The following is a 20,000-nucleotide window of genomic DNA, read 5'->3' on the forward strand; positions in this document are numbered from 1 at the left end:
TCAACTCCCGGTCAGGGCCGCCCCGGCGGACGGGCCGTGTCGGCCCCCCTCCGGTTCGGCGGAATAGTCGGACGCAAACTCCGCATCGGCGCTGCGCTCCGCCTTCGGGCCGCCCAGCGCCACCACCGCCTTCTCCACCGACAGGGCGAAGAAGCTGGCATCGGCCAGCGCCTGGAAGGGCCGGCCGTTCAGGCTCAGGCGGCGCCACTCCGCCTCGTCCCCCGCCACCGACAGCATGTAGCGCGCCAGCCCCTCGGGGTTGTCCGGCTCCACGATGTGGCCGTTCAACCCGCTGCGGACCAGAACGTCACGGGCGCCGCACTGGTCGGACAGAATGGTCGGCACCCCCATGGCCAACGCCTCGTTCACCACCAGCCCGAACTGCTCCTCCAGCGACGGCAGCAGCAGGCACAGCGTCGACCCCAGCGTCTCGGCGATCCCCTTCTCCTGCAGAAAGCCGCGGAAGACGACCTGTCCGTCCAGCCCGCGCCGCGTCACCTCGGCCCGCAGTTCCGCATCCAGGGGACCGGAGCCGCAGAGGTGCAGCGGACGGGCGGACGGGCCGGCCAGCCGCCGGTAAATGTCGTAGGCTTCGACCGCCCGGAACAAGTTCTTCTTCGGGACGAAGCGCGCGATGATGGTGAAGTGCCGGTCGGCGAAGGGTACTCCCCCCGGGGCCGGCTCCATCCCGGACAGGCGGCGGATGCGGTCGAGCGACAGCGTGTCGTACCCGATATAGAGCCGCTCCTTCGGCAGCCCGAGCAGGCGGAAGTAATCCACCGTGCGGTGGCTGCCGCCGATCCCCGCCTGATAGGGGGCGTAGAAGAAGCTTTTCACAATCTCGCGCCACAGGATGCGCGGCTTGTCGTCGTATTTGGACGCGTTCATGTTGATGACCTTGCGCCCCGTCAGCCGCATGGTCAGCGCCAGTGCGAAGACGTCCGGATCCTCGTAATGGCACAGGAAGACATAACGGGCGTCGACGCGCCGGCATTCGCGCAGCAGGGCGCGGTAGACGGCGGCCCTGGACAGGTCGGCCTTGGACCGGCCGGGGAACAGGGTGATCTTGCGGAAATTCTGCCCGGCCCCCGTCTGGTCCCAGGCATAGGTATGCGATTTCGACCCGACCTCCAGTCCGATCACGTCGTAGACACGGCCCAGCCGGCGGCCGACCGCCTCCAGCCGGTCCATATGGTAGGGGCCGAACATCTCCCAGCTGAAGACCAGGGCGGGCTTCTTCATGCTGCCTCTCCCAACAGAAGACGGGCGTAGCGGTCGAGCACCACGGCGCGGGTGGCATGCAATTCGACCCAGGCGCGGCCGCGGCGGCCCATGGCGGTGGCGCGGGCCGGGTCGGACAGCAGGGCGGCCACCGCCTCGGCCATCGCGCGCGGCTCCTCCGGCGGCGTGCACAGGAAGGCACCGACCTGCGCCTCCAGCGTGGCCAGCGCCGACCCCGGCAGGCAGGTGCTGACGAAGGGGCGGCCGGCGGCGAGGATGGTCACCGCCTTGCCGGGCATGGCGAAGGCCGCGCCCTCCGGCCGCTGCGGCACGAGATGGACGTCGCCCTCCGCCATCGCCTCGTTCAGCCGGTCCTTGGGCGCCAGCGGCTGGAAGACCACATTGGCGAGCCCCATGGCGGCGGCGCGGGACTTCAGCTCCTCCTCCAGCCCGCCCTGCCCGCGCAGCAGGACGCGGGCCTGCGGCATCAGCCCGGCCAGATGGCCGGCCATGTCCAGCACCTGTTCCAGTCCCTGCTTGCGGGCGAAGGCGCCGCTGTAGAGCGCGGTCGGCGGCTGGTCGGGCCGCGGCAGCGGATGGACCGCATCGGCATCGACATGCGGCGGGATCACCATGATCGGCCGGGTGACGCCGAGGTCCTCCAGCACGCCGCGCATCGGTTCCGACAGGACGACGATGGCGTCGGCGCGGTTCAGGGCGGTGCGCTCCATGGCGCGGATCGCCTTGACCGCCGCCTTGCCGCCCATGCCGAGCGCACCGGCAAGGCCGGACTGGATGTCGTGGACGATGGCGATGTGCCGGCCGCCGGGCGCCCTGAAGCGGTCGGCGAGCGCCACCGACAGGATCGACGGGCAGAGCGACAGCACCGCCTTGTGCCGGCCGACCCGGCCGCGGGCCAGCACGGCGACGAAGCCGGCATGCAGCACGCCCTCATGGATCAGCCGGGCCTTCATGCCGCCGCCGGCCGGCGGGATGGTGCGCAGCCGCTCGATCAGCACCCCGTCCACCGTCAGGCTGTCCTGCGACCCGTCGGCGTAGCCGTCATAGACCCTGTTGCCGGGATAGTTGGGCCGCGCGGTCAGCACCGTGGTTTCGGTCCCGGCCGCCGCGAAGGCGGTGGCGAGGTCGGTCATCATCGGCGCACTGCCGGCCGGCTCCGGCCAATAGCTCTGCGCCACCAGCAGCAGTTCCTCCGGAACGGGCACGTCCGACAGGGACGGCATCGCCGAGGCGGGATCGGCCGACGGCCGGTTCCTGACCGGCTGCCGCAGTTGGATGGACTCGTCCGGCATCGGGGCTTACTCCGCCGCCTGCCGGGGGGGCGCCTGCCGGGGGGGCGCCTGCCGCGCACCGCGTTCGGGGGCGGCGTTCTCCAGGAACCACGTATAGGTCCGGCGCAGCCCCTCCTCCAGCGCGACCTTCGGCCGCCAGCCGGTGGCGGACAGGCGCGACACGTCCATCAGCTTGCGCGGGTGGCCGTCGGGCTTGGTCAAATCGTGGGTCAGCGTGCCGGGATAGCCGACGGTCTCGCGGATCAGCGCGGCGAGATCGGCGATGGCGATGTCGTCGCCCGGCCCGACATTGATGATCTCCTCGCCGTCGTAATGGTCCATCAGGTGCAGGCAGGCGTCCGCCATGTCGTCGACATAGAGGAACTCGCGCCGCGGCGTGCCGGTGCCCCACAGCGTGACCGTCGGGTCGCCCGCCATCTTCGCATCGTGGAAGCGGCGGATCATGCCCGGCAGCGCATGCGAGGTCTCGGGCTCGAAATGGTCGCCGGGGCCGTAGAGGTTCGACGGCATGGCGCAGATGGCGTTGAAGCCGAACTGGCGCCGGTAGGCCTGGGCCATGACGATGCCGGCGATCTTGGCGACGGCATAGGGCTTGTTGCTCGGCTCCATCGGGCCGGACAGCAGCGCCTCCTCCTTGATCGGCTGCTCGGCGTATTTCGGGTAGAGGCAGGAGGATCCGAGGAACAGCAGTTTCTTGACGCCGGCGCGCCAGGCGGCGTCGATGACGTTGGTCTGGATCAGCAGGTTGTCGCGGATGAAGTCGCCGCCGAAGCGGTCGTTGGCGAGGATGCCGCCCACCTTCGCCGCAGCCAGGATCACCTGGTCGATGCCCTCGCGGTCGAAGAAGGCGCGCACCGCCGCCTGATCGGTCAGGTCGAGCTGCGAGCGGTCGCGGATCACGAGGTCGGTATGCCCGGCCTCCGTCAGCCGCCGCAGAATGGCGGACCCGACGAGGCCCCGGTGGCCGGCGACGAAGATACGGCTGTTGCGGTCCATGCGGGCCGTCTCCTTGAATGGTCTTGTGCGAGCAGTTGCCGCCCGTTTCCCCCACCCCGACCCTCCCCCGCTGGGCGGGGGAGGGAGATTGGCGCATGTTTGGGAAAATGGCGGCAGTCCCTCCCCCGCCCAGCGGGGGAGGTTAGGTGGGGGCAAACGGCGCCCCTACTCCGCCGCCTGCCCCATGCGCCCAACCTCCGCCCCCAAACTCTCCCGCGCGCGCCCGGCATACCACTCCACCACGCCGGGCAGGCCGGCGGAGAGCGGGATGCGCGGGGTGAAGCCCAGCGTGGTCAGCTTGGCGATGTCGGGGCTGCGGCGGTCGGTGCCGCCGGGAGCGGCCGGGCCGGGCATCACCTGGGCCTCGCGGCCGAGGCAGGCCACCGTGCGGCGGGCGAGGTCGGCGATGGTGACCTCCTCCGGGTTGCCGATGTGGTAGATGCCGAGATGCTCGCCCTTGCCGACCACCGTCACGATGCCGTCGACGGCGTCGTCGATGTGGACGAAGGCGCGGGTCTGGCGGCCGTCGCCCTGGATCGGGAAGGGCACGGCCCCGCTCGGGTGGGAGGCGATGGCCTCCACCGCGCGGCGGGAGAATTCCGGCACCACATGCTCCCAGCCCATGTCGGGGCCGTAGACGTTGTGCGGGCGGAAGATCGCCACGCGGTCGAAGCCGTTGCGCCCCCAGTTGATCGCCAGCAGCTCCGAGATCAGCTTGGAGCCGCCGTAGCTGTAGCGGGCGTTCAGCACGTCCGGCACCACCAGCGGCACGTCCTCCGGCGTCGGCACCACGGGCGGCGTCTGGTAGGCCTCCGAGGAGGACGCCACGACCAGATCGCCGACGCCGCCGGCGCGGCAGGCGTCCAGCACGTTCAGCATGCCGCGCACGCCGACGTCCAGCACCACCTCCGGCTTCTCGTAGAAATGCCGGGTGCCGTTGACGGCGGCCAGATGCAGCACGCCGTCGACGCCGCGCACCGCGCCCTGCACGGCGGCCGGGTCGCGGATGTCGCCCTGGACGAACTCGACGTCCTCCAGCACGCCGGCAAGCCGTCCGGTGTGGCCGCGCGAGTTGTCGTCGAGCACGCGGACCCGGTGGCCGTCGCGGACCAGCCGGTGGACGAGAGCCGCGCCGATGAAGCCGCTGCCGCCGGTGACGAGATAGTGTTTCATGGAAATGGAGTCCCTTCGGGCCGCGGGGTCAGGCGACATGCGCGTAGCGGGCGGTGCCGTGGCTGCCGAGCGCGACATAGGCGGTCCCATCCGGCAGATCGACGTCGCGGCTGTTGAAATTGTTCCAGAAGTCGTAGATCACCCCCGGCCGGTCCATCCGCTCGGCCAGATCGGGCAGCGGCATCGAGGTGAAGACCGGGTGGTTGTTCAGGATCACCGCAAGGTTGGCGCCCGACACCGCGTCGGACATGTTGGCCGCCGGCTCCAGCCCGAAGGAGCGGATGTCGTCGGGGCGGACCACCGCGTCGAAGCCGCGCAGGCGGGCGGTGGGGAAGCGCCGACGCAGTTCCTCGAGCACCGGCCTGGCCATCGTGCCGCGCAGGTCGTCGGTCGCCGGCCGGCCCTTGAAGGCGAGCCCCATCAGGCTGATGGTCGGCACCTGCGGGAAGCCCTGCATCGACTGGGCGAGCTTGCCGAGGAAGTCGGCGACCTCGGCCGGCTGGCTTTCGTTGACGCGGCGTCCGGCGGCGGTGATCGCCATCTCCACGCCGGCCTCGCGCGCCGCCTCGATCAGGATATGGGGATCCTTCTCCAGGCAGGGACCGCCGACCGGGCCGGGCAGCGGCAGGTTGGTGCGCGGATAGCCCAGCTTGCCGGCGCGCGCCACCTCGACCGCCGAGATCTCCATGGCGTTGCACAGCTTGGCGATCTCGTTGGAGAAGGCGAAGGTCACGTCGCGGTAGGTGTTGTCGACCAGCTTGATCAGCTCCGCCGTCTCCAGGGTGGAGACCTTGACTGTGGTCGGCGTCAGGAAGCCGAAGATCTGGGCGGCGCGGGTGGCGACGTCCATGCTTTCCGCCCCGATGATCTGCGGCAGCTGGTTCAGCTCCAGCAGCGCCTGCCCCTCCAGCGTGCGTTCCGGGCAGAAGGCGATGTCGAACCGCTTGCCGGTCGACCGCAGGATCGGCGCCACGACGTTGCGCGTGGTGCCGAGCTTGACGGTGGAGCGCAGGATGACGAGGTCGCCGTCGTTCAGGCAGGCGGCGACCTGACGGGTCGCCGCCTCGATCATGTCGGTGCGGACCCGGCCGTCCTTGCCGAGCGGCGTCCCGACCGTGATGATGAAGACGCTGGCCTTGTCGCAGCCGTCATGGCTGCGGCTGAAGGTGAAGCGGCCGCGTGCCGTCACATGGCGCAGCTTTTCGGTCAGGCCCGGTTCGTGGAAGTGGGGATTGCCCCGGCCGAGCTGTTCGAGCACGTCCTGCCGCACCTCGACCCCATGCACCTGGAAGCCGGCGTCCGCCATCGCCACCGCCAGCGTCAGGCCGACATAGCCGAGCCCGAGGACGCAGACGTTACGATCGGGAAAAGTCTTGGGAAGCATCGTCGCTCCTGCCGTTTGCTGTGGACCCGCCGCATGGAGCGGGCCGCCCGTGAGTTTGAAGACGCCCTGCCTGCCCTGCCGGCGGAAACGCCGGAGAAGATGCAGGTGGAGATACTGCGAAATTCGAAATTGTTTTATTGTTGTGACTTCGCCGTGATGCTGAAGTAACCCGTTTCCGACGTTGTGCAGCGCGAAGTGTTTCAGAAATCACCATCCCATGAAAAGACTATGATTGCCGGTCACGGCCGTATTAATGGTACTAACCCCGGCCGCTATCGAATGAATGCTTGGAGGCACCAACAGAGACGTTCGGAAGTGGTGCAATGGGCACAAAGAGATTCGCTGTCCGGTACAGGAAGTCCTGGTCTGCAGGAATCGGGGGGCGCCGTCACCGTCCCGCCCCCAAGATGCTCCGTCAGGCGGTGGCGCTGGCCAGCCGGCGCAACCGTTTCGGGCGCACCAGACCGGTCAGCACCGCGACCGCCGCATAGACCGCCACCATGACGACGCTGCCCAGCACGAAATGCACCAAGGGCGGCGCACGGTCGAACAGCGGGGCGGCGAAGCGGTCGAGCGCCAGTGCCGCGGCGATGGCCATGCCGGCGCACAGCAGCGCCCGCGCCGCGATCCCGCCATACAGCTCGCCGACCGCCCGGCGGTGGATCCAGGCGATGGCGACCGTGGCCGCCAGCTCCGCCGTGAAGGTCGCCATCGCCGCACCCTCGATCCCGTAACGGGGGATCCACCAGACATTCAGCAGCGCGTTCAGCGCACCGCCGGACAGCATGGCGATCATGTAGCCGGTCTGCCTGTGCCAGACGAGCAGCGGGTTGCCCAGGATCATGTTGGCGTAGACCACCGCCGAGGCCAGCATCAGCAGCCGCAGCGCCAGCGTCGCCGGGGCGTAGGCATCGCCGAACAGCGTGCCCAGGATGACCGGCGCCAGGGTTAAGCCGCCGGCGACCACCAGCCCGCCGACCGCGAGCATGACCGAGGCATAGGCACGCATCCGGTCGCGCATCGGCCCCAGCTCGCCATAGGCCGCCGCCAGCTGCGGCAGGAAGGCGTTCATCACGATGTTGCCGACCAGATTGGCCAGCGTCTGGATCTTCACCGCCGCGCTGTACCAGCCGACATCGGTATGCGGGGCGAGGAAGCCCAGCATCACCACGTCGAGATGGGTGAAGATCGCCCAGGCGAAGACGCCGACCGCCATCGGCGTCGCGGCGGCCAGGATCTCGCGCCAGACCTTCAGGTCGACCCGCGGGCGCAGCGTGCCGAAGTCGCGGCGGAAACGGCCGATCATCACCAGCGCGTTGACGGTGATGGATCCGCCGGTGATGGCGGCGGCGGTGATGGCATCCTCAGGGCCGCGCACCAGCAGGAAGACGAGCAGCATGGATCCGATGGAGGTGCCGATCTCCCGCGTGGCGATCACCCCCATCTTCTCGGTCGCCTGGTAAACAAAGTCGAGCACCAAAGCGTTCCCGAGAAGCTGGACCGCCTGCACCAGAAGAACCGCCTTCACCGCCATCGGCTTGTCCAGCGACAGGATGAAGGCGGCATAGAGCGCGCCGACGATCAGCGCCAGCACGGTGCGCAGGGTCAGCACATGCTCCGACAGCCGGGCCGCCTGGTCGCGGTCCCGCGCGATCTCCCGGATGGCGTAGGTGGACAGGCCCATGTTCACGAACAGCGCCGCATAGGCCATCAGCGAGGTGCCGAAGCCCAGCACGCCGAAGCTGTCCGGACCCAGCACCCGGGCGGTCCAGGCGGCGGTGACCAGCCCGCTCGCCATCGTCGCCGCCTTCGCGGCGGCCAGGGCCCGGATGTTCTGGAAGATACGGCGGCCAGCGGTCATTCACGGGCTCATCAATGGTGGAAAGCTCACGGAACACGGAAGGGAGTTCCTCAATTCGCGTAGTACCGGCGATAGCCGTGGTAGCGGCCGCTGTCGGGGAACTCGTACTGGGCATGGCGGCGGGCATCGACCTGGCTGAACAGCACGCCGACCACCTCGCCGCCGGCCTCCACCACCTCCTTCAGCCCGGCCATCGCGGTACCGCGCTTGGTCAGGCCCCAGCGGACGATGAAGACGGTCTGGTCGGCCAGCGCCGCCAGCAGCTTGCCTTCCGACACCGCCAGCACCGGCGGCGAGTCCAGCACGACGCGGTCGTAGTTGACCGACAGCCGCGACAGCAGCTGATGCATGCCGGACGACCCCAGGCTGTCCTGCGGCAGGGCCCGGCCATGGCCGGCGGAGATGACATGCAGGCCGGTGCGCGGATCGACCTGGATCGCCTCCTCCAGCGCCACGGTTCCCGCCAGCACCTCCGACAGGCCACGGTCGTTGGACAGGCCGAGCATCTCGTGCAGGCATTTGCGCCGCAGGTCGCAATCGACCAGGATCGTCCGCTGGCCGGCGTTGGCGCAGGTGCGGGCGAAGGCCGCGGCGACGGAGCTCTTGCCCTCGCCGGGAACCGACGAGCTGAACAGGATCACCCGGTGCCGCCCGTCCGGATTGGCGAGCAGCAGCGAGGTGCGCAGGTTCTGCATCGACTCCGCGAAGGCCGAGACCGGCTTGTCGACGATGTAGCTGGCCGGGGCTCCGCCGAAGCGCGGGATGCGCGGGACGATGCCGAGGCTGCGCACGCCGGTGGCCAGTTCGAACTGGTGCGGGCTGCGGAAGCCGCCGTCGGACCGTTCGCGCAGCATGGCCAGCAGCACGCCGATCGTCCCCGACGCCACCAGCGCCAGCAGCAGGATCAGCTTGCGGTTGGGCTGCGACGGGTCGAGCGGGATCGACGCCTCCGACACGATGCGGGCATCGGGCTGGCGCATGTCGGTCTGCGCCGCGATCTGCTGCGAGCGGGTCAGCAGCGATTCATACATCGCCTGGGCGGTGCTGGCGTCGCGTTCCAGCGTGCGCAGGCCGACGGTCGCCTGCTGCTGCTCGTTCTGCCTGGCCTCCGCCTGGTCCAGGCTGGCCTTCAACGCCTGCTCGCGGCCCTTCGCCATCTCGACCTCGTTGCCGAGGTTGGCGACGATCTTGCCGACATCCGCCCTGATCTGGCCCTGCAGGTCGCGCAGCTGGCTCTGCAGCGCCTGCAGCATCGGGTGCCGGTTGCCATAACGGTTGGTGGCGTCGGCGATCTGCCGCTGCAGATCGACCTCGCGCTCGCGCAGTGCCTGGATCAGCGGCGAGCCCAGCACCTCGCCGACCGCCGATGCGCCGCGCGGCGAGTTGGCCATCGCCGTGACGTCGCGCAGCTTGCTCTCCGCCTCCTGCCGCTTGGTGCGGGTCAGGATATAGTCGGCGTTGAGCTGGCTCAGCTGCTGGCCGACCACCGTGCTCTCATTGGTCGAGGAGACGGTCAGCCCATGCTGGGTGCGGTATTTCTCCACCGCGTCGCCGGTGGTTTGGGCCTCCTTGCGCAGGTCGCCCAGCCGCTCCTCCAGCCATTGGGTGGCGCGCTTGGACGCCTTGAACTTCTCGTCGAGCTGGTCGACCAGATAGAGGTCGGCCATGGTGTTGGCGATCTGCGACGCCTTGCGCGGATCCTCGCTGTCGAAGCTGACGGCGATGACGTAGGAGCGGCCCTGCGGCCGGACCGAGGTGTTGTCGAGCACCGCGTTGACCACCGAGGTCATCTGGTTGCGCTCGATCTCGTCGGGCGACAGCGGCACCTCGCCGGACTGTTTCCAGCTGTCGGGGATCCAGTTGCGCGGGTTCATCGCCACCAGCCAGCCCGGCGGCGGCGGACGCAGTGCGGCGTTGAATTCCGGATCCTTCGTCAGCCCCAGCTTCGTCACCACCTTCTCGGCGAAGGCCGGCGATTTCAGGATCGCGACCTCGCTCTGCAGCGCGCTGATGTCGGGGGTCATGTCGGACACCACGCCCTCGAAATTGAGGACGGTGTTCTTGCGATGCTCGACCATGATCAGGGTTTCGGCCGTGTAGAGCGGCGTCATGCGGAACGCGACCAGGGCCGCCAGCCCGGTGCCGAACACGATCGCCATGCCGATCAGCAGCTTGTGCCGCCGCAGCAGCCCGGTGGTCCGGCGCACCGCGCTGGCGGCGCTGGCCGACAGGTCGTAGGATACGGAACCGGCCCCCCGCCGGGTTTCAGGGGTATGACGACGGGGCTGTTCCTGAAGTTCCTGGGTGGCCAAAGGGTCCTCCTCGCGTAACGACCAGAAGCGCGGCCATAGGATCGACCGTTCGCCCGACCCTCCGTTCCGGCCAGCGGCTGCTGTCCGGCGGTCGGGCTCGGCGGTTCGTCCGATTGGCTGAAACGCAGTGTTAGTCCAGCCGTTGCATCGGCCATCCAGCGCATGCGGCGAGCAAGGGGCGCGCAGTGGGTAGTCTTCCTGGCCCTGTTGCAGTGCAGTATGGACCGTCGCAGCCGGACGGGGGATGATGGGGCCTACTCGAAAGGACAGGGATCATGACGCGCGAACGCACCGGTTGGGCCGCGGAAATGCCTGGGCTTTTCCCCGCATTGGCAAGGCTGGAGCCGGATCAGGCTGCCTATCTCGGCACTGCAGGCCGGCGGGTGGAGGTTCCGCGCGGCACCGTCCTGTTCCGCGCCGGCGACCGTTGCCACACCTTCCTGATGGTTCTGGACGGCGCGGTGCGGGTGCAGATGACCTCGGAGACCGGGCGGGAGATCGTGCTGTACCGCGTCGCCCGCGGCGAGACCTGCATCGTCACCACCGCCTGCCTGCTGACCGATGCCCCCTATGGTGCCGAGGCGGTGGCGGAGACCGACATCGACGCGGTGGCGCTGGCGGCCGGCCCGTTCCACGAGCTGGTGGCGCGCTCCGCCGCCTTCCGCGACTTCGTCTTCGCCTCTTTCGGCACCCGGCTGACCGGCATGATGATGCTGATCGAGGAGGTCGCCTTCGGCCGCATCGACCTGCGCCTCGCGCGGTTCCTGGCCGACCGCCGCGACGCGGCCGGCGGGCTGGACATCACCCACCAGGCGCTCGCCGTGGAGCTGGGCACCGCGCGCGAGGTGGTGAGCCGCCAGTTGAAGGAGTTCGAGCGCCGCGGGCTGGTGGCCTTGTCGCGCGGCCGGATCCAGGTGCCGGACCCGGCGGCGCTGCTGGCGCTGGCGGAGGAGCGGTGAGGGCGGCGGCGGTTCGATGCCGGGACGTGCAGGGGCTGCTGCCCGGACCTGCCTCCCCTGTGACTCCGTCACAGACGGCAAGCCCAGCCGCGGCATAAACAATAGTCATGCGGGGACGAGCGTTTCCCGTGCCATCGCCTCAACATGACGGGTGCCGCCATGAATTGCCGCAACATGGGACCGGTCGATCGCGCGTTGCGCGCCATCGTCGGGCTGATCCTGATTTCGCTGACCGTCGTCGGCCCGCAGACCCTGTGGGGACTGGTCGGGCTGGTGCCGCTGCTGACCGCCGTCGCCGGCTTCTGCCCGGCCTACACGCTGCTGGGCATCAAGACCTGCCGGACGGAAAACCGCATGGTCTGATGCCGCCATATCACGGACATGCCGAAACGGCCCGCCCCCCTGGCGGGCCGTTCGCATTCCGGCGGAAGACGCCGACGGAAGACGCCGGCCGCGGTCAGGCGCGCGGGGCGTGCTTGTTCAGGATGCGCTGGAGCGTGCGGCGGTGCATCTTCAGGCGGCGCGCGGTTTCCGACACGTTGCGCTCGCACTGCTCGAAGACGCGCTGGATGTGCTCCCAGCGCACGCGGTCGGCCGACATCGGGTTTTCCGGCGGCTGGGGCAGCGGGCGGCCGTCGGCCAGCAGGGCCGATTCCACGGCGTCGGCGTCGGCGGGCTTGGGCAGGTAATCGACCGCGCCGGCCTTCACCGCCGCGACCGCGGTGGCGATGTTGCCGTAGCCGGTCAGCATGACGACGCGGGCGTCGGGACGGGCGTCGCGCAGGGCCGACACCACGTCCAGCCCGTTGCCGTCGCCGAGCCGCAGGTCGACCACCGCGAAGGCGGGGGCCGATTCCTGCGCCACCTCGATGCCGAGCTGCACGCTGTCGACCGCCACCACGTTGAAGCCGCGCTTCTCCATGGCGCGGGCGAGCCGCGTGCGGAAGGGGGCATCGTCGTCGACGATCAGGAGGCTGCGGGTGACGTCGCCAGTGAAGGTCAGTTTGACGGCATCGCCCGACAGCAGGTCATCGGTTGTTTTGAGGGTGTCCACCGCAAAACCTCATTTCTTGGCGTTGATGGTCTTCCAGCGCACGGAAATCCGCGCGCCGCCGCCCGGCGTCTGATGACCGCCGGCATGCGGGTCGGCGGGCGGGATGCCGGCCGGCGGGTTGTTGGCGTACTGCACGGTCGCGCCGGTCTTCTCCAGCAGCGTCTGCGCGATGAAGATGCCCAGCCCCATATGGCCGCCGCCCGCCTGGCCCTTGGGGCCTGAGCGCTCGCCGCGCACCGACAGGTACGGCTCGCCGATGCGGCCCAGCAGATGGGGCGGGAAGCCCGGCCCGTCGTCCATCACCGTCACGGTGACGCCGCGGCCGTCCCAGGCGGCGGCGACCGTGACCTTGTGGCGGGCGAACTGGTGGGCGTTCTGGATGAAGTTGCCGATGCCGTGGATGATTTCCGGGCTGCGGCGCAGGAAGGGTTCGTCGACCTCGCCGACCGGGTGCGGCTCCACCGCGAAGGCGATGTGGCCCAGCCGGTGCGGGGCGGCGGCGGCCTCGATCAGCGTGGTCAGCGGCAGCCGTTCGAACGGGTCGCCGCCATCGGCCTCGGGCTTGCGCGCCAGATCGGCCAGGATCTCGCGGCAGCGCATCACCTGGCTCTGCAGCAGCTCGACATCCTCGCCATAGGGGCTGTCGGGCGGCAGGTCGCGCGCCAGCTCCTTCGCCACCACGGCGATGGTGCCGAGCGGCGAGCCCAGCTCGTGCGCGGCGGCGGCGGCGAGCGCGCCCAGGGCGCCCAGCCGCTGTTCGCGCGCCAGCGCCACCTGCGAGGCGGCGAGCGCATCGGCGAAGCGCCGCGCCTCGGCGGCGACGCGGAAGACGTAGCCGGCGATGAAGACCGCCGACACCGTCAGCGACAGCCACACCCCGAAGGCGTAGAGCGGCGCCATGGAGCGCACCGGCTCCTCCCACGGCAGCGGGAAGTGCCACAGGGCGAGCGCGGTCAGGCAGATCAGGTTCAGGCCGGTCAGCAGCACCGTGCTGTAGCGCGACAGGATCGCCGCGCCGACGGTCATCGGCGCCAGCAGCAGGATGGCGAAGGGGTTGCTGAGACCGCCGGTGAGGTACAGCAGCAGCGTCAGCTGCAGCATGTCGTAGCTGAGATACAGCGCCGCGTCGCGGTCGGCCAGCCGCAGCCGGCCGCCCTGCTGGGCCATCGCCACCACGTTCAGCAGGGCAGACGCGCTGATGGCGGCCAGCACCGGCCCCAGCGGCAGCGGGAAGCCCAGCCCGAGGCTGACGAAGCCGACCGCGGCCAGCTGGCCGATGACCGCGACCCAGCGGATCAGGATCAGCGTGCGCAGCGTGATGCGGCCGTCGGGCTGCGCCCATTGCGGCGGCGGCGAGGCCGGGATAGGTCCGGCCAATGCGCCGGCGAGCGTCATCATGACAGATGCCCTCGGGACGGATGCCCCTGGCGGTTGCGGCGGTTGCCGCCATATTCTGTGCCCATGACCGAACGAACCATGCCGCAGCATCCGGCCATCATTCCCTCCCCTGCCCCCTCCGCTGTCCCGGCCCCCGCCCCGGCCATCCGGGCCGACGGGCTGACCAAGCGCTTCCCGACGCCCGGCGGCGGGCAGGTCACGGCGGTCGACGCCATCGGCTTCACCGTGGCGCGCGGCAGCGTGACCGGCCTGCTTGGCGGGAACGGCGCCGGCAAGACGACGACCATCTCGATGCTGCTCGGGCTGCTGCTGCCGACGGCCGGGACTGTGGAGATCCTGGGCGTCGACATGGCGCGCCATCGGCATGCCGTGCTTCCGCGCATGAACTTCTCCTCCCCCTACGTCGAGCTGCCCCATCGGTTGACGGTGCGGGAGAACCTTACCGTCTATGCCCACCTCTACGGTTTGACATGCGTCAAAAAGCGCGTCCAAGAATTGGCCGAGCATCTTGACCTGACCCGGTTTCTCGATCGTCCGTCCGGCGGCCTGTCCGCCGGGCAGAAAACCCGCGTCGCCCTGGCCAAGGCCCTGCTGAACGACCCGGAGCTCCTGCTGCTCGACGAGCCGACCGCCTCGCTCGACCCCGACACCGCCGATTGGATCCGGACCTATCTGGAGCGCTACCGCGCCCGCACCGGCGCCACCATCCTCCTGGCCTCCCACAACATGCTGGAGGTGGAGCGGCTGTGCGACGGCGTGCTGATGATGCGGCAGGGCAGGATCGTCGACCGCGGCGCGCCGTCGGCCCTGCTCGCCCGCTACGGCCGCCAGACCCTGGAGGAGGTGTTCCTGGACATCGCCCGCGCGCCCGACGGCTCGCTCCTGGCCGGGGAGACGGCCGGGCAGACGGCCGGGGAGACCGCCGATGCCGCCGAATGAGCCCATGAGAGATCCCATGAATGACCCTTCGGTCCATCCGGCCATTCCCCGCGCCGATTTCTCGCTACGCCGGATCGCCGCCATGGTGCTGCGCTACTGGTACCTGCTGCGCGGATCCTGGCCGCGCATCCTGGAACTGGCCTATTGGCCGACCATGCAGATGATCCTGTGGGGCTACATCAACCAGTTCATGGCGTCGGGCAGCGGCGGGGGCAGCGGCTGGGTGGCGCAGGGGGCCGGCGTGCTGGTCAGCGCGGTGCTGCTGTGGGACGTCCTGTTCCGCGGCCAGCTCGGCGTCTCCGTCTCCTTCCTGGAGGAGATGTGGTCGCGCAACCTCGGCCACCTGTTCGTCAGCCCGCTCCGCCCCGGCGAATGGATCACCGCGCTGATGACCATGAGCCTGCTGCGCACGCTGATCGGCGTGCTGCCGGCGGCGCTGCTGGCGATCCCCTTCTTCGGCTATTCGGTCTTCGCGCTGGGCCTGCCGCTGGCGGCCTTCTTCGTCAACCTGATCGTCCTGGGCTGGTCGCTCGGCCTGCTGATCGTGGCGCTGATCCTGCGCTACGGCATGGGGGCGGAGGGGCTGGCCTGGATCGTCGTCTTCATGCTGGCCCCGGTCAGCGCGGTCTACTATCCGGTGTCGATCCTGCCCGTCTGGCTCCAGCCGGTCGCGCTGGCCCTGCCGTCGGCCCATGTGTTCGAGGGCATGCGGGCGCTGATCTTCGACGGCATCCTGCGCTGGGACCATCTGGCCTGGGCCTTCGGCCTGAACGCGCTCTACATGGCGGCGGGCGTCGCGGTCTTCCTCTACGCCTTCCGTCAGGCGCGCATTCGCGGCGCGCTGCTGCAGACCGGGGAGTGATGCCGGCGCTATCGACTCAGGAGCGGGCGCCCGGCGCCAGCAGCGGCCCGACCCAACGCGCCAGGAAGGCGTCCGCCGCCGCGCCGGCCACCGCCGGCCTTGCGGCCAACAGCAGCTGCAGCAGTGCCGTATGCAGCTCCGTGCAGGCCGACAGGTCGACGCGCGGCACCGCGGTCGCCTCCAGCCATTCCGCGAGCGGCAGCGCCTCGTCCACCGTGCAGGCGGCTTCGAAGCGGGCGAGATCGTCGTCGTAGCGGATCGGCATCACAGCAGCTCCCTCAGGTCGAGCACCAGGATCAGCCGGCCGTCCCCCAGCACCGCGGTTCCGGCATAGCCGCGCAGGCCGCGCAGCACCCCGCTCATCGGCCGCAGCACCACGTCGGCACGCTCGCCGACATCGTCGACCGCGACGGCGACCGGGCCGTCCCCCATCTCGGCCAGCAGCACGCAGTCGGTCCCGCCTTCTCCCGGCCCGTCCCCCAGCTCCTCTTCCGGCTGGCCCAGCAGGCGGCGCAGGCGGACCAGCGGGACGACGCGGTCGCGCAGGACGACGCTTTCCGCCCGCTTCACCGCGCGGATGGCGGTGCGCGGCACGCGCTGGACGCCGCCGACCAGGGCGACCGGCACGCCGTAGAGCGCCCCCGCCGCCTCCACCACCACGACGCGGGTGATGCTGAGCGTCAGCGGCAGGGCGAGCCGGACCCGCGTGCCGGCGCCGACCGTCGAGGCGATCTCCACCCGGCCGCCGGCCCGTTCCACCGCGGCGCGCACCGCATCCATGCCGACCCCGCGGCCGGACAGGTCGGAAACACCGGTCGCCGTGCTGAATCCGGGGGCGAAGACCAGCCGCAGCGCGTCAGTATCGACCAGGGCCGCGGCGGCCTCCGGCTCCAGCAACCCCTTGGCCACGGCGGCGCGGCGCATCGCGGCGGGGTCGATGCCGCCGCCGTCGTCCGAAACCTCGACCACCACGCCGTCCTTGTCCTGGAAGGCGCGGATGCGCAGGGTGCCGGCGGGTGGCTTGCCGGCGGCGGCACGGCGCTCCGGACCCTCGATGCCGTGGTCGAGCGCGTTGCGCACCAGATGCAGCAGCGGCTCGCCCAGCATGTCGAGAATGTCCTTGTCGGCCTCCGTCTCCGCCCCCTCCAGCACCAGCTCCACACTCTTGCCCAGCCGGCGGGCGGTGTCGCGGACCAGCCGGGGCAGCGGTTCGAAGACCCGGGCCAGCGGCAGCAGCCGCAGCCGCAGGGCGGCATGGCGCAGGTCGCCGACCAGCGTGTCCAGCCGGGCGGAGAAGGATTTCAGGTCGCGCCCGAACTCGGCCCCCGGACCGGCATCCGCGGCGCGGCGGACCAGCGGCCCAAGCTGTCCCTTCACCACCGACAGCTCGCCGACCAGCGTCATCAGCGCGTCCATCCGCTCGGGCTCCACCCGCAGGGCGCGGCGCGCGGCCGGCGGAGGGGCGGCGGCGGCGGTCGGGACCGGGGTCGGCTCAGGCCCGGCCTCGACGTCGCCGGCAAGGAACCGGCGCAGGCCGTCGCCATCGGTGCAGGCGGCCTCCAGCCGGCGCCGGTCCACCCGCCGGCCGAGCGCCGCCTGGATCGCCGTCACCGTCCGCAGCACCGCCGCCCGGCGGGCATCGCGTTCGGCCGCGCCGCCGGGCAGGTCCAGGATGTGCGCCTGTTCCGCCAGCATGGCGTCGGCCAGCGAGGCCGGCGTCGGCGCGGGCGCGGGCGCCGCCAGCACCACCGCACCGGTCCGCACCTGGTCGGGCACGCTGCGGAAGGCCGGCGCCACCGCCTCCGGCACAGCACCGCTGAGCGCCCGGAAGCGCAGCAGGCAGCGATGGGGATCGATCTCCGCCGGCGGCGGCAGCGGCTCCGCCGGGTCGATCCGCAGCAGCCGCAGGTCGGGCACCCGGCGGAACAGCGCCAGCGGGTCGTCGCCGGTGAAGAAGCAGTCGGGATCGGGCGTGTAGTCGATCGCCGTCAGCACCCCCTCGCCGGCCGCGCGCCGTTCCTCCGCCGTCAGCGCCGCCAGCCAGGGGAAGCCTCCGGTTCCATCGTCCCCGGCCGCCCCCTCCGCCGCAGGCGCCTCCCCGCCGCCCGACAGCGCACGGGCCAGCGGCTCGGCCGCGTCCGCGGCATCGGCGGGCAGCGCGCCGCCGTCTTCCAGCGCCGCCACCCAGCGGGCGCACTGGTCGAGCGCACGGAACAGCCGGTCGGCCAGTTCGGGAGTCATGCTGCGCCGGCCGTCGCGCAGCAGCGACAGCACGTCCTCCCCGGCATGGACCAGCCGGGTGAAGGGCGCCATCTCGAACAGGGCGCTCGCCCCCTTCAGGGTGTGGAAGGCGCGGAACAGCTCGTCCACCGCGGTACGGTCGGCCGGGTCGCGCTCCAGCGCCAGCAGCGCGGCGCCGGCGGTCTCCAGCAGGTCCTGCGCCTCGACGATGAACTGGTCGAACAGCTCGTTCATGGCGTTCCCTCCGGGCTCGCGCCATGTCCGCCCGTGCCGGCGGGGCTTTCTGCCGGAGGGCCGGCGAGCGGTCGGCCGGTCAGCAGCCGGGCCGCCTCCACCAGCATCTCCGGCCGCGGCGGCTTGACGATGTACCAGTTGGCGCCGGCCAGCAGCGCCTGCTCGCGGTCGCTGTCCTTCGATTCGGTGCTGATCATGATGGCCGGCACGTCGCGCAGGGCCGGATCGCGGCGCAGCACGCGCAACATGGTGTAGCCGTCCATCTTGCGCATGTTGACGTCGACGATCACCAGATCGGGCGGGGCGGCCATCGCGCGTTCCAGCCCCTCGATCCCGTTCACCGCCTCGTCCACCACGAAGCCGTCGGCCTCCAGCACCCGGCGGCCGAAGGCGCGCACGGTCACGGCATCGTCGACCACCAGGACGCGCGGCCCGCCTGCGGTCTTTGGGCCTGCGGTCTTGGGACCTTCGCTCATTGTGCCCCTCCGTCGGCCGGCTTCTGGTAGAGGATCGCGTCCGGGAAGCGGCGCGGGACGAACAGCGAGGACATGCGGCTCATGCTTTCCGAATGGCCGAGGCAGACGAAGCCGCCCGGCGCCAGCGCATCGTGGAACATGCCCGCCGCCTCCCGCCGGCCCAGGTCGTCGAAATAGATCAGCAGGTTGCGGCAGAAGATGACGTCGATCCCGCGGAACGCCCGCGCCTGCTGCGGATCGGCGATGTTGACCAGCGAGAACTCGACCGACTCACGCAACTCCTCCACGATCCGCCAGCGCGGCCCGCCGCCCTCGGCGGCCCCGCGCCAGGGCTGGAAATATTTGGCGCGCAGATGGGCCGGCAGCCCCTGCAGGGCGCGCTCGTCATAGACGCCCTCGCGCGCGCGGTCCAGAACCGCGCTGTCGATGTCCGACGCCAGCAGCTCGATCTCGTAATCGTCCACCCGCTTCCAATGCTCCAGCAGCATGATGGCGATGGAATAGGGCTCCTCCCCGGTGGCGCAGCCGGCCGACCAGATGCGCAGCCGCGATCCTTTGGGCCGTCCGCGCACCAGCTCGTCGAGGGCTGAATTCACCAGGCAGTCGAACTGGTACTTCTCGCGGAAGAAATAGGTCTCGTTCACCGTCATCAGGTTGACGAGCCGCTGAAGCTCCTCTCCCGACGCCTGGAAGCGCAGCAGGTTCAGATAGGCGCGCAGGCCGGCCGCCCCGACCGCCTGTATGCGCGACGCGACGCGGCGGTCGACGAAATAGCGCTTGGCCTCGGTGAAGGACAGGCCGGTGCGTTCGCGCAGGAAGTCGCACAGCGTCGCATAATCCTCCGCGGACAGGCCTTCGGATTCGGCGCCGGTCACGCGATCATCCACCGCGGAAGCTCGAGCGGGCCGCGTCGACGGCGAAGGCGACGAAAGGGTCGTCGGGGAAGCGGCGGGCCAGGATCTCCAGGCTCGACAGTGCTTCCGGACTGCCGGCCTCGGCCAGCGCCTCCACCGCGGCGAGGCCGACATTGACGTCGGCGTCGCGCTCCAGCACCGCCGCCAGCCACTCCCCCCGGCCGGAGCCGGAGGCCGGGCCAGGGCCGGGCTCCGGGCCGGGTCCAATCGCCAGCCCGCCCAGCCCCTGCACCGCGAAGATGCGCAGGTCCGGGTCGGCATGGCCGAGCAGCGGCAGCAGGACCGAAGCGGCGACCGCCGCCGGCATCTGCTGCAGGCTCTCCAGCGCGGCATTGCGCAGGGCGGCGTCCTCGCGGTCGAGGAAGGGGACCAGGGCCGCCGCGGCCTCGGGCGTGGCGATGCGGGCGAGCGCCGTCAGCACCGCCTCGCGCACGCCGGCATCGCCCTCCTCCTCCAGCCGGCGGGCCAGTGCCGCGACGGCATCCGGCTCCGGCGCACGGCCCAGCGCATGCGCCGCGTCGCGCCGGACCGACGGGTCGGCATTCCCAAGCGCGGCCAGCGGATCGGCGAGCGGATCGGCCGCCGCGGCACCGGCCCGGACATCCTCCGGCGGAACGGCCGGGCTCGCGCCCGCTTTCTTCTTCACCAGCCCCATGCCCCGTA

General features: G+C 70.8%; 19 protein-coding genes. 5 read left to right on the forward strand and 14 right to left on the reverse strand.

Translation table 11 applies throughout. The features are described 5' to 3' along the window. From AL072_RS25515 to AL072_RS25535, 5 genes are all read right to left on the reverse strand, one after another. Complete coding sequence (locus AL072_RS25515; RefSeq protein ID WP_045583842.1) at nucleotides 1-1,242, reverse strand: glycosyltransferase family 4 protein; 1,242 nt, start codon at nucleotides 1,240-1,242, stop codon at nucleotides 1-3. Next, entirely contained in the window at nucleotides 1,239-2,534 is a 1,296-nt protein-coding gene (locus tag AL072_RS25520; protein WP_045583841.1) for a glycosyltransferase family 4 protein, read from the reverse strand. The genes AL072_RS25515 and AL072_RS25520 overlap by 4 nt, the downstream gene beginning before the upstream one ends. Before the next feature lie 6 nt (nucleotides 2,535-2,540). Then, nucleotides 2,541-3,530 (reverse strand): GDP-L-fucose synthase family protein, encoded by a 990-nt coding sequence (locus AL072_RS25525; RefSeq protein WP_045583840.1) that lies wholly within the window; start codon nucleotides 3,528-3,530, stop codon nucleotides 2,541-2,543. A 165-nt stretch (nucleotides 3,531-3,695) separates the two neighbouring features. Then, nucleotides 3,696-4,703: an NAD-dependent epimerase/dehydratase family protein gene (locus AL072_RS25530; protein WP_045583839.1), complete on the reverse strand. Its 1,008-nt coding sequence runs from the start codon at nucleotides 4,701-4,703 to the stop codon at nucleotides 3,696-3,698. Nucleotides 4,704-4,731: 28 nt separating this feature from the next. Further along, entirely contained in the window at nucleotides 4,732-6,087 is a 1,356-nt protein-coding gene (locus AL072_RS25535) for a nucleotide sugar dehydrogenase (RefSeq protein ID WP_045583838.1), read from the reverse strand. A 33-nt stretch (nucleotides 6,088-6,120) separates the two neighbouring features. Here AL072_RS25535 and AL072_RS36050 point away from each other — a divergent pair, with 33 nt between their 5' ends. Further along, nucleotides 6,121-6,255 (forward strand): hypothetical protein, encoded by a 135-nt coding sequence (locus AL072_RS36050; protein ID WP_281178698.1) that lies wholly within the window; start codon nucleotides 6,121-6,123, stop codon nucleotides 6,253-6,255. Between the two features lie 247 nt (nucleotides 6,256-6,502). Here the strand turns inward: AL072_RS36050 and AL072_RS25540 are convergent, their stop codons facing one another. Both AL072_RS25540 and AL072_RS25545 read right to left on the reverse strand, forming a co-directional pair. Further along, nucleotides 6,503-7,948, reverse strand: coding sequence for a flippase (locus AL072_RS25540; protein WP_045583837.1), 1,446 nt, complete (start codon nucleotides 7,946-7,948; stop codon nucleotides 6,503-6,505). A 50-nt stretch (nucleotides 7,949-7,998) separates the two neighbouring features. Further along, nucleotides 7,999-10,260: a GumC family protein gene (locus AL072_RS25545; RefSeq protein ID WP_045583836.1), complete on the reverse strand. Its 2,262-nt coding sequence runs from the start codon at nucleotides 10,258-10,260 to the stop codon at nucleotides 7,999-8,001. 275 nt (nucleotides 10,261-10,535) lie between these two features. Here AL072_RS25545 and AL072_RS25550 point away from each other — a divergent pair, with 275 nt between their 5' ends. After that, nucleotides 10,536-11,219 carry a Crp/Fnr family transcriptional regulator gene (locus AL072_RS25550; RefSeq protein WP_144428377.1) on the forward strand — a complete coding sequence of 228 codons (684 nt, stop codon included), beginning with the start codon at nucleotides 10,536-10,538 and terminating at the stop codon, nucleotides 11,217-11,219. Between the two features lie 174 nt (nucleotides 11,220-11,393). Continuing rightward, the gene (locus AL072_RS25555; RefSeq protein WP_245636979.1) at nucleotides 11,394-11,582 is read left to right on the forward strand and encodes a YgaP family membrane protein; all 189 of its coding nucleotides are present in this window, start codon (nucleotides 11,394-11,396) and stop codon (nucleotides 11,580-11,582) included. 94 nt (nucleotides 11,583-11,676) lie between these two features. On the opposite strand, the gene AL072_RS25560 is transcribed toward AL072_RS25555, so the two are convergent. Continuing rightward, nucleotides 11,677-12,273 (reverse strand): ActR/PrrA/RegA family redox response regulator transcription factor, encoded by a 597-nt coding sequence (locus tag AL072_RS25560; RefSeq protein WP_082109135.1) that lies wholly within the window; start codon nucleotides 12,271-12,273, stop codon nucleotides 11,677-11,679. A gap of 9 nt (nucleotides 12,274-12,282) precedes the next feature. After that, nucleotides 12,283-13,671 carry an ActS/PrrB/RegB family redox-sensitive histidine kinase gene (locus AL072_RS25565; RefSeq protein ID WP_045583835.1) on the reverse strand — a complete coding sequence of 463 codons (1,389 nt, stop codon included), beginning with the start codon at nucleotides 13,669-13,671 and terminating at the stop codon, nucleotides 12,283-12,285. A 78-nt stretch (nucleotides 13,672-13,749) separates the two neighbouring features. Here AL072_RS25565 and AL072_RS25570 point away from each other — a divergent pair, with 78 nt between their 5' ends. Continuing rightward, the gene (locus tag AL072_RS25570) at nucleotides 13,750-14,610 is read left to right on the forward strand and encodes an ABC transporter ATP-binding protein (RefSeq protein ID WP_144428386.1); all 861 of its coding nucleotides are present in this window, start codon (nucleotides 13,750-13,752) and stop codon (nucleotides 14,608-14,610) included. A gap of 16 nt (nucleotides 14,611-14,626) precedes the next feature. After that, a complete protein-coding gene (locus AL072_RS25575; RefSeq protein ID WP_045583834.1) occupies nucleotides 14,627-15,472 on the forward strand; it encodes an ABC transporter permease in 846 nt (281 codons plus the stop codon). 16 nt (nucleotides 15,473-15,488) lie between these two features. On the opposite strand, the gene AL072_RS25580 is transcribed toward AL072_RS25575, so the two are convergent. From AL072_RS25580 to AL072_RS25600, 5 genes are read right to left on the reverse strand one after another with little or no spacing between them, the layout of a single operon-like run. After that, nucleotides 15,489-15,737: a hypothetical protein gene (locus tag AL072_RS25580; protein WP_045583833.1), complete on the reverse strand. Its 249-nt coding sequence runs from the start codon at nucleotides 15,735-15,737 to the stop codon at nucleotides 15,489-15,491. Further along, nucleotides 15,737-17,947, reverse strand: coding sequence for a chemotaxis protein CheA (locus AL072_RS25585; RefSeq protein ID WP_045583832.1), 2,211 nt, complete (start codon nucleotides 17,945-17,947; stop codon nucleotides 15,737-15,739). The genes AL072_RS25580 and AL072_RS25585 overlap by 1 nt, the downstream gene beginning before the upstream one ends. Beyond that, nucleotides 17,944-18,423 carry a response regulator gene (locus AL072_RS25590; protein ID WP_082109133.1) on the reverse strand — a complete coding sequence of 160 codons (480 nt, stop codon included), beginning with the start codon at nucleotides 18,421-18,423 and terminating at the stop codon, nucleotides 17,944-17,946. The genes AL072_RS25585 and AL072_RS25590 overlap by 4 nt, the downstream gene beginning before the upstream one ends. Then, entirely contained in the window at nucleotides 18,420-19,298 is an 879-nt protein-coding gene (locus tag AL072_RS25595; protein WP_167543401.1) for a CheR family methyltransferase, read from the reverse strand. The genes AL072_RS25590 and AL072_RS25595 overlap by 4 nt, the downstream gene beginning before the upstream one ends. 4 nt (nucleotides 19,299-19,302) lie before the next feature. Beyond that, the gene (locus AL072_RS25600; RefSeq protein ID WP_045583830.1) at nucleotides 19,303-19,992 is read right to left on the reverse strand and encodes a HEAT repeat domain-containing protein; all 690 of its coding nucleotides are present in this window, start codon (nucleotides 19,990-19,992) and stop codon (nucleotides 19,303-19,305) included. Between the last annotated feature and the right edge of the window lie 8 nt (nucleotides 19,993-20,000).

This window comes from Azospirillum thiophilum (genome assembly GCF_001305595.1).
GTDB lineage: Bacteria > Pseudomonadota > Alphaproteobacteria > Azospirillales > Azospirillaceae > Azospirillum > Azospirillum thiophilum.

What these genes read in the sequence shown, in the direction of transcription:
- AL072_RS25515 (WP_045583842.1), bottom strand. Translation starts at nt 1,242, where the DNA reads ATGAAGAAGCCCGCCCTGGTCTTCAGCTGGGAGATGTTCGGCCCCTAC.
- AL072_RS25520 (WP_045583841.1), bottom strand. Translation starts at nt 2,534, where the DNA reads ATGCCGGACGAGTCCATCCAACTGCGGCAGCCGGTCAGGAACCGGCCG.
- AL072_RS25525 (WP_045583840.1), bottom strand. Translation starts at nt 3,530, where the DNA reads ATGGACCGCAACAGCCGTATCTTCGTCGCCGGCCACCGGGGCCTCGTC.
- AL072_RS25530 (WP_045583839.1), bottom strand. Translation starts at nt 4,703, where the DNA reads ATGAAACACTATCTCGTCACCGGCGGCAGCGGCTTCATCGGCGCGGCT.
- AL072_RS25535 (WP_045583838.1), bottom strand. Translation starts at nt 6,087, where the DNA reads ATGCTTCCCAAGACTTTTCCCGATCGTAACGTCTGCGTCCTCGGGCTC.
- AL072_RS36050 (WP_281178698.1), top strand. Translation starts at nt 6,121, where the DNA reads ATGGAGCGGGCCGCCCGTGAGTTTGAAGACGCCCTGCCTGCCCTGCCG.
- AL072_RS25540 (WP_045583837.1), bottom strand. Translation starts at nt 7,948, where the DNA reads ATGACCGCTGGCCGCCGTATCTTCCAGAACATCCGGGCCCTGGCCGCC.
- AL072_RS25550 (WP_144428377.1), top strand. Translation starts at nt 10,536, where the DNA reads ATGACGCGCGAACGCACCGGTTGGGCCGCGGAAATGCCTGGGCTTTTC.
- AL072_RS25555 (WP_245636979.1), top strand. Translation starts at nt 11,394, where the DNA reads ATGGGACCGGTCGATCGCGCGTTGCGCGCCATCGTCGGGCTGATCCTG.
- AL072_RS25565 (WP_045583835.1), bottom strand. Translation starts at nt 13,671, where the DNA reads ATGATGACGCTCGCCGGCGCATTGGCCGGACCTATCCCGGCCTCGCCG.
- AL072_RS25570 (WP_144428386.1), top strand. Translation starts at nt 13,750, where the DNA reads ATGCCGCAGCATCCGGCCATCATTCCCTCCCCTGCCCCCTCCGCTGTC.
- AL072_RS25575 (WP_045583834.1), top strand. Translation starts at nt 14,627, where the DNA reads ATGAATGACCCTTCGGTCCATCCGGCCATTCCCCGCGCCGATTTCTCG.
- AL072_RS25580 (WP_045583833.1), bottom strand. Translation starts at nt 15,737, where the DNA reads ATGCCGATCCGCTACGACGACGATCTCGCCCGCTTCGAAGCCGCCTGC.
- AL072_RS25585 (WP_045583832.1), bottom strand. Translation starts at nt 17,947, where the DNA reads ATGAACGAGCTGTTCGACCAGTTCATCGTCGAGGCGCAGGACCTGCTG.
- AL072_RS25590 (WP_082109133.1), bottom strand. Translation starts at nt 18,423, where the DNA reads ATGAGCGAAGGTCCCAAGACCGCAGGCCCAAAGACCGCAGGCGGGCCG.
- AL072_RS25600 (WP_045583830.1), bottom strand. Translation starts at nt 19,992, where the DNA reads ATGGGGCTGGTGAAGAAGAAAGCGGGCGCGAGCCCGGCCGTTCCGCCG.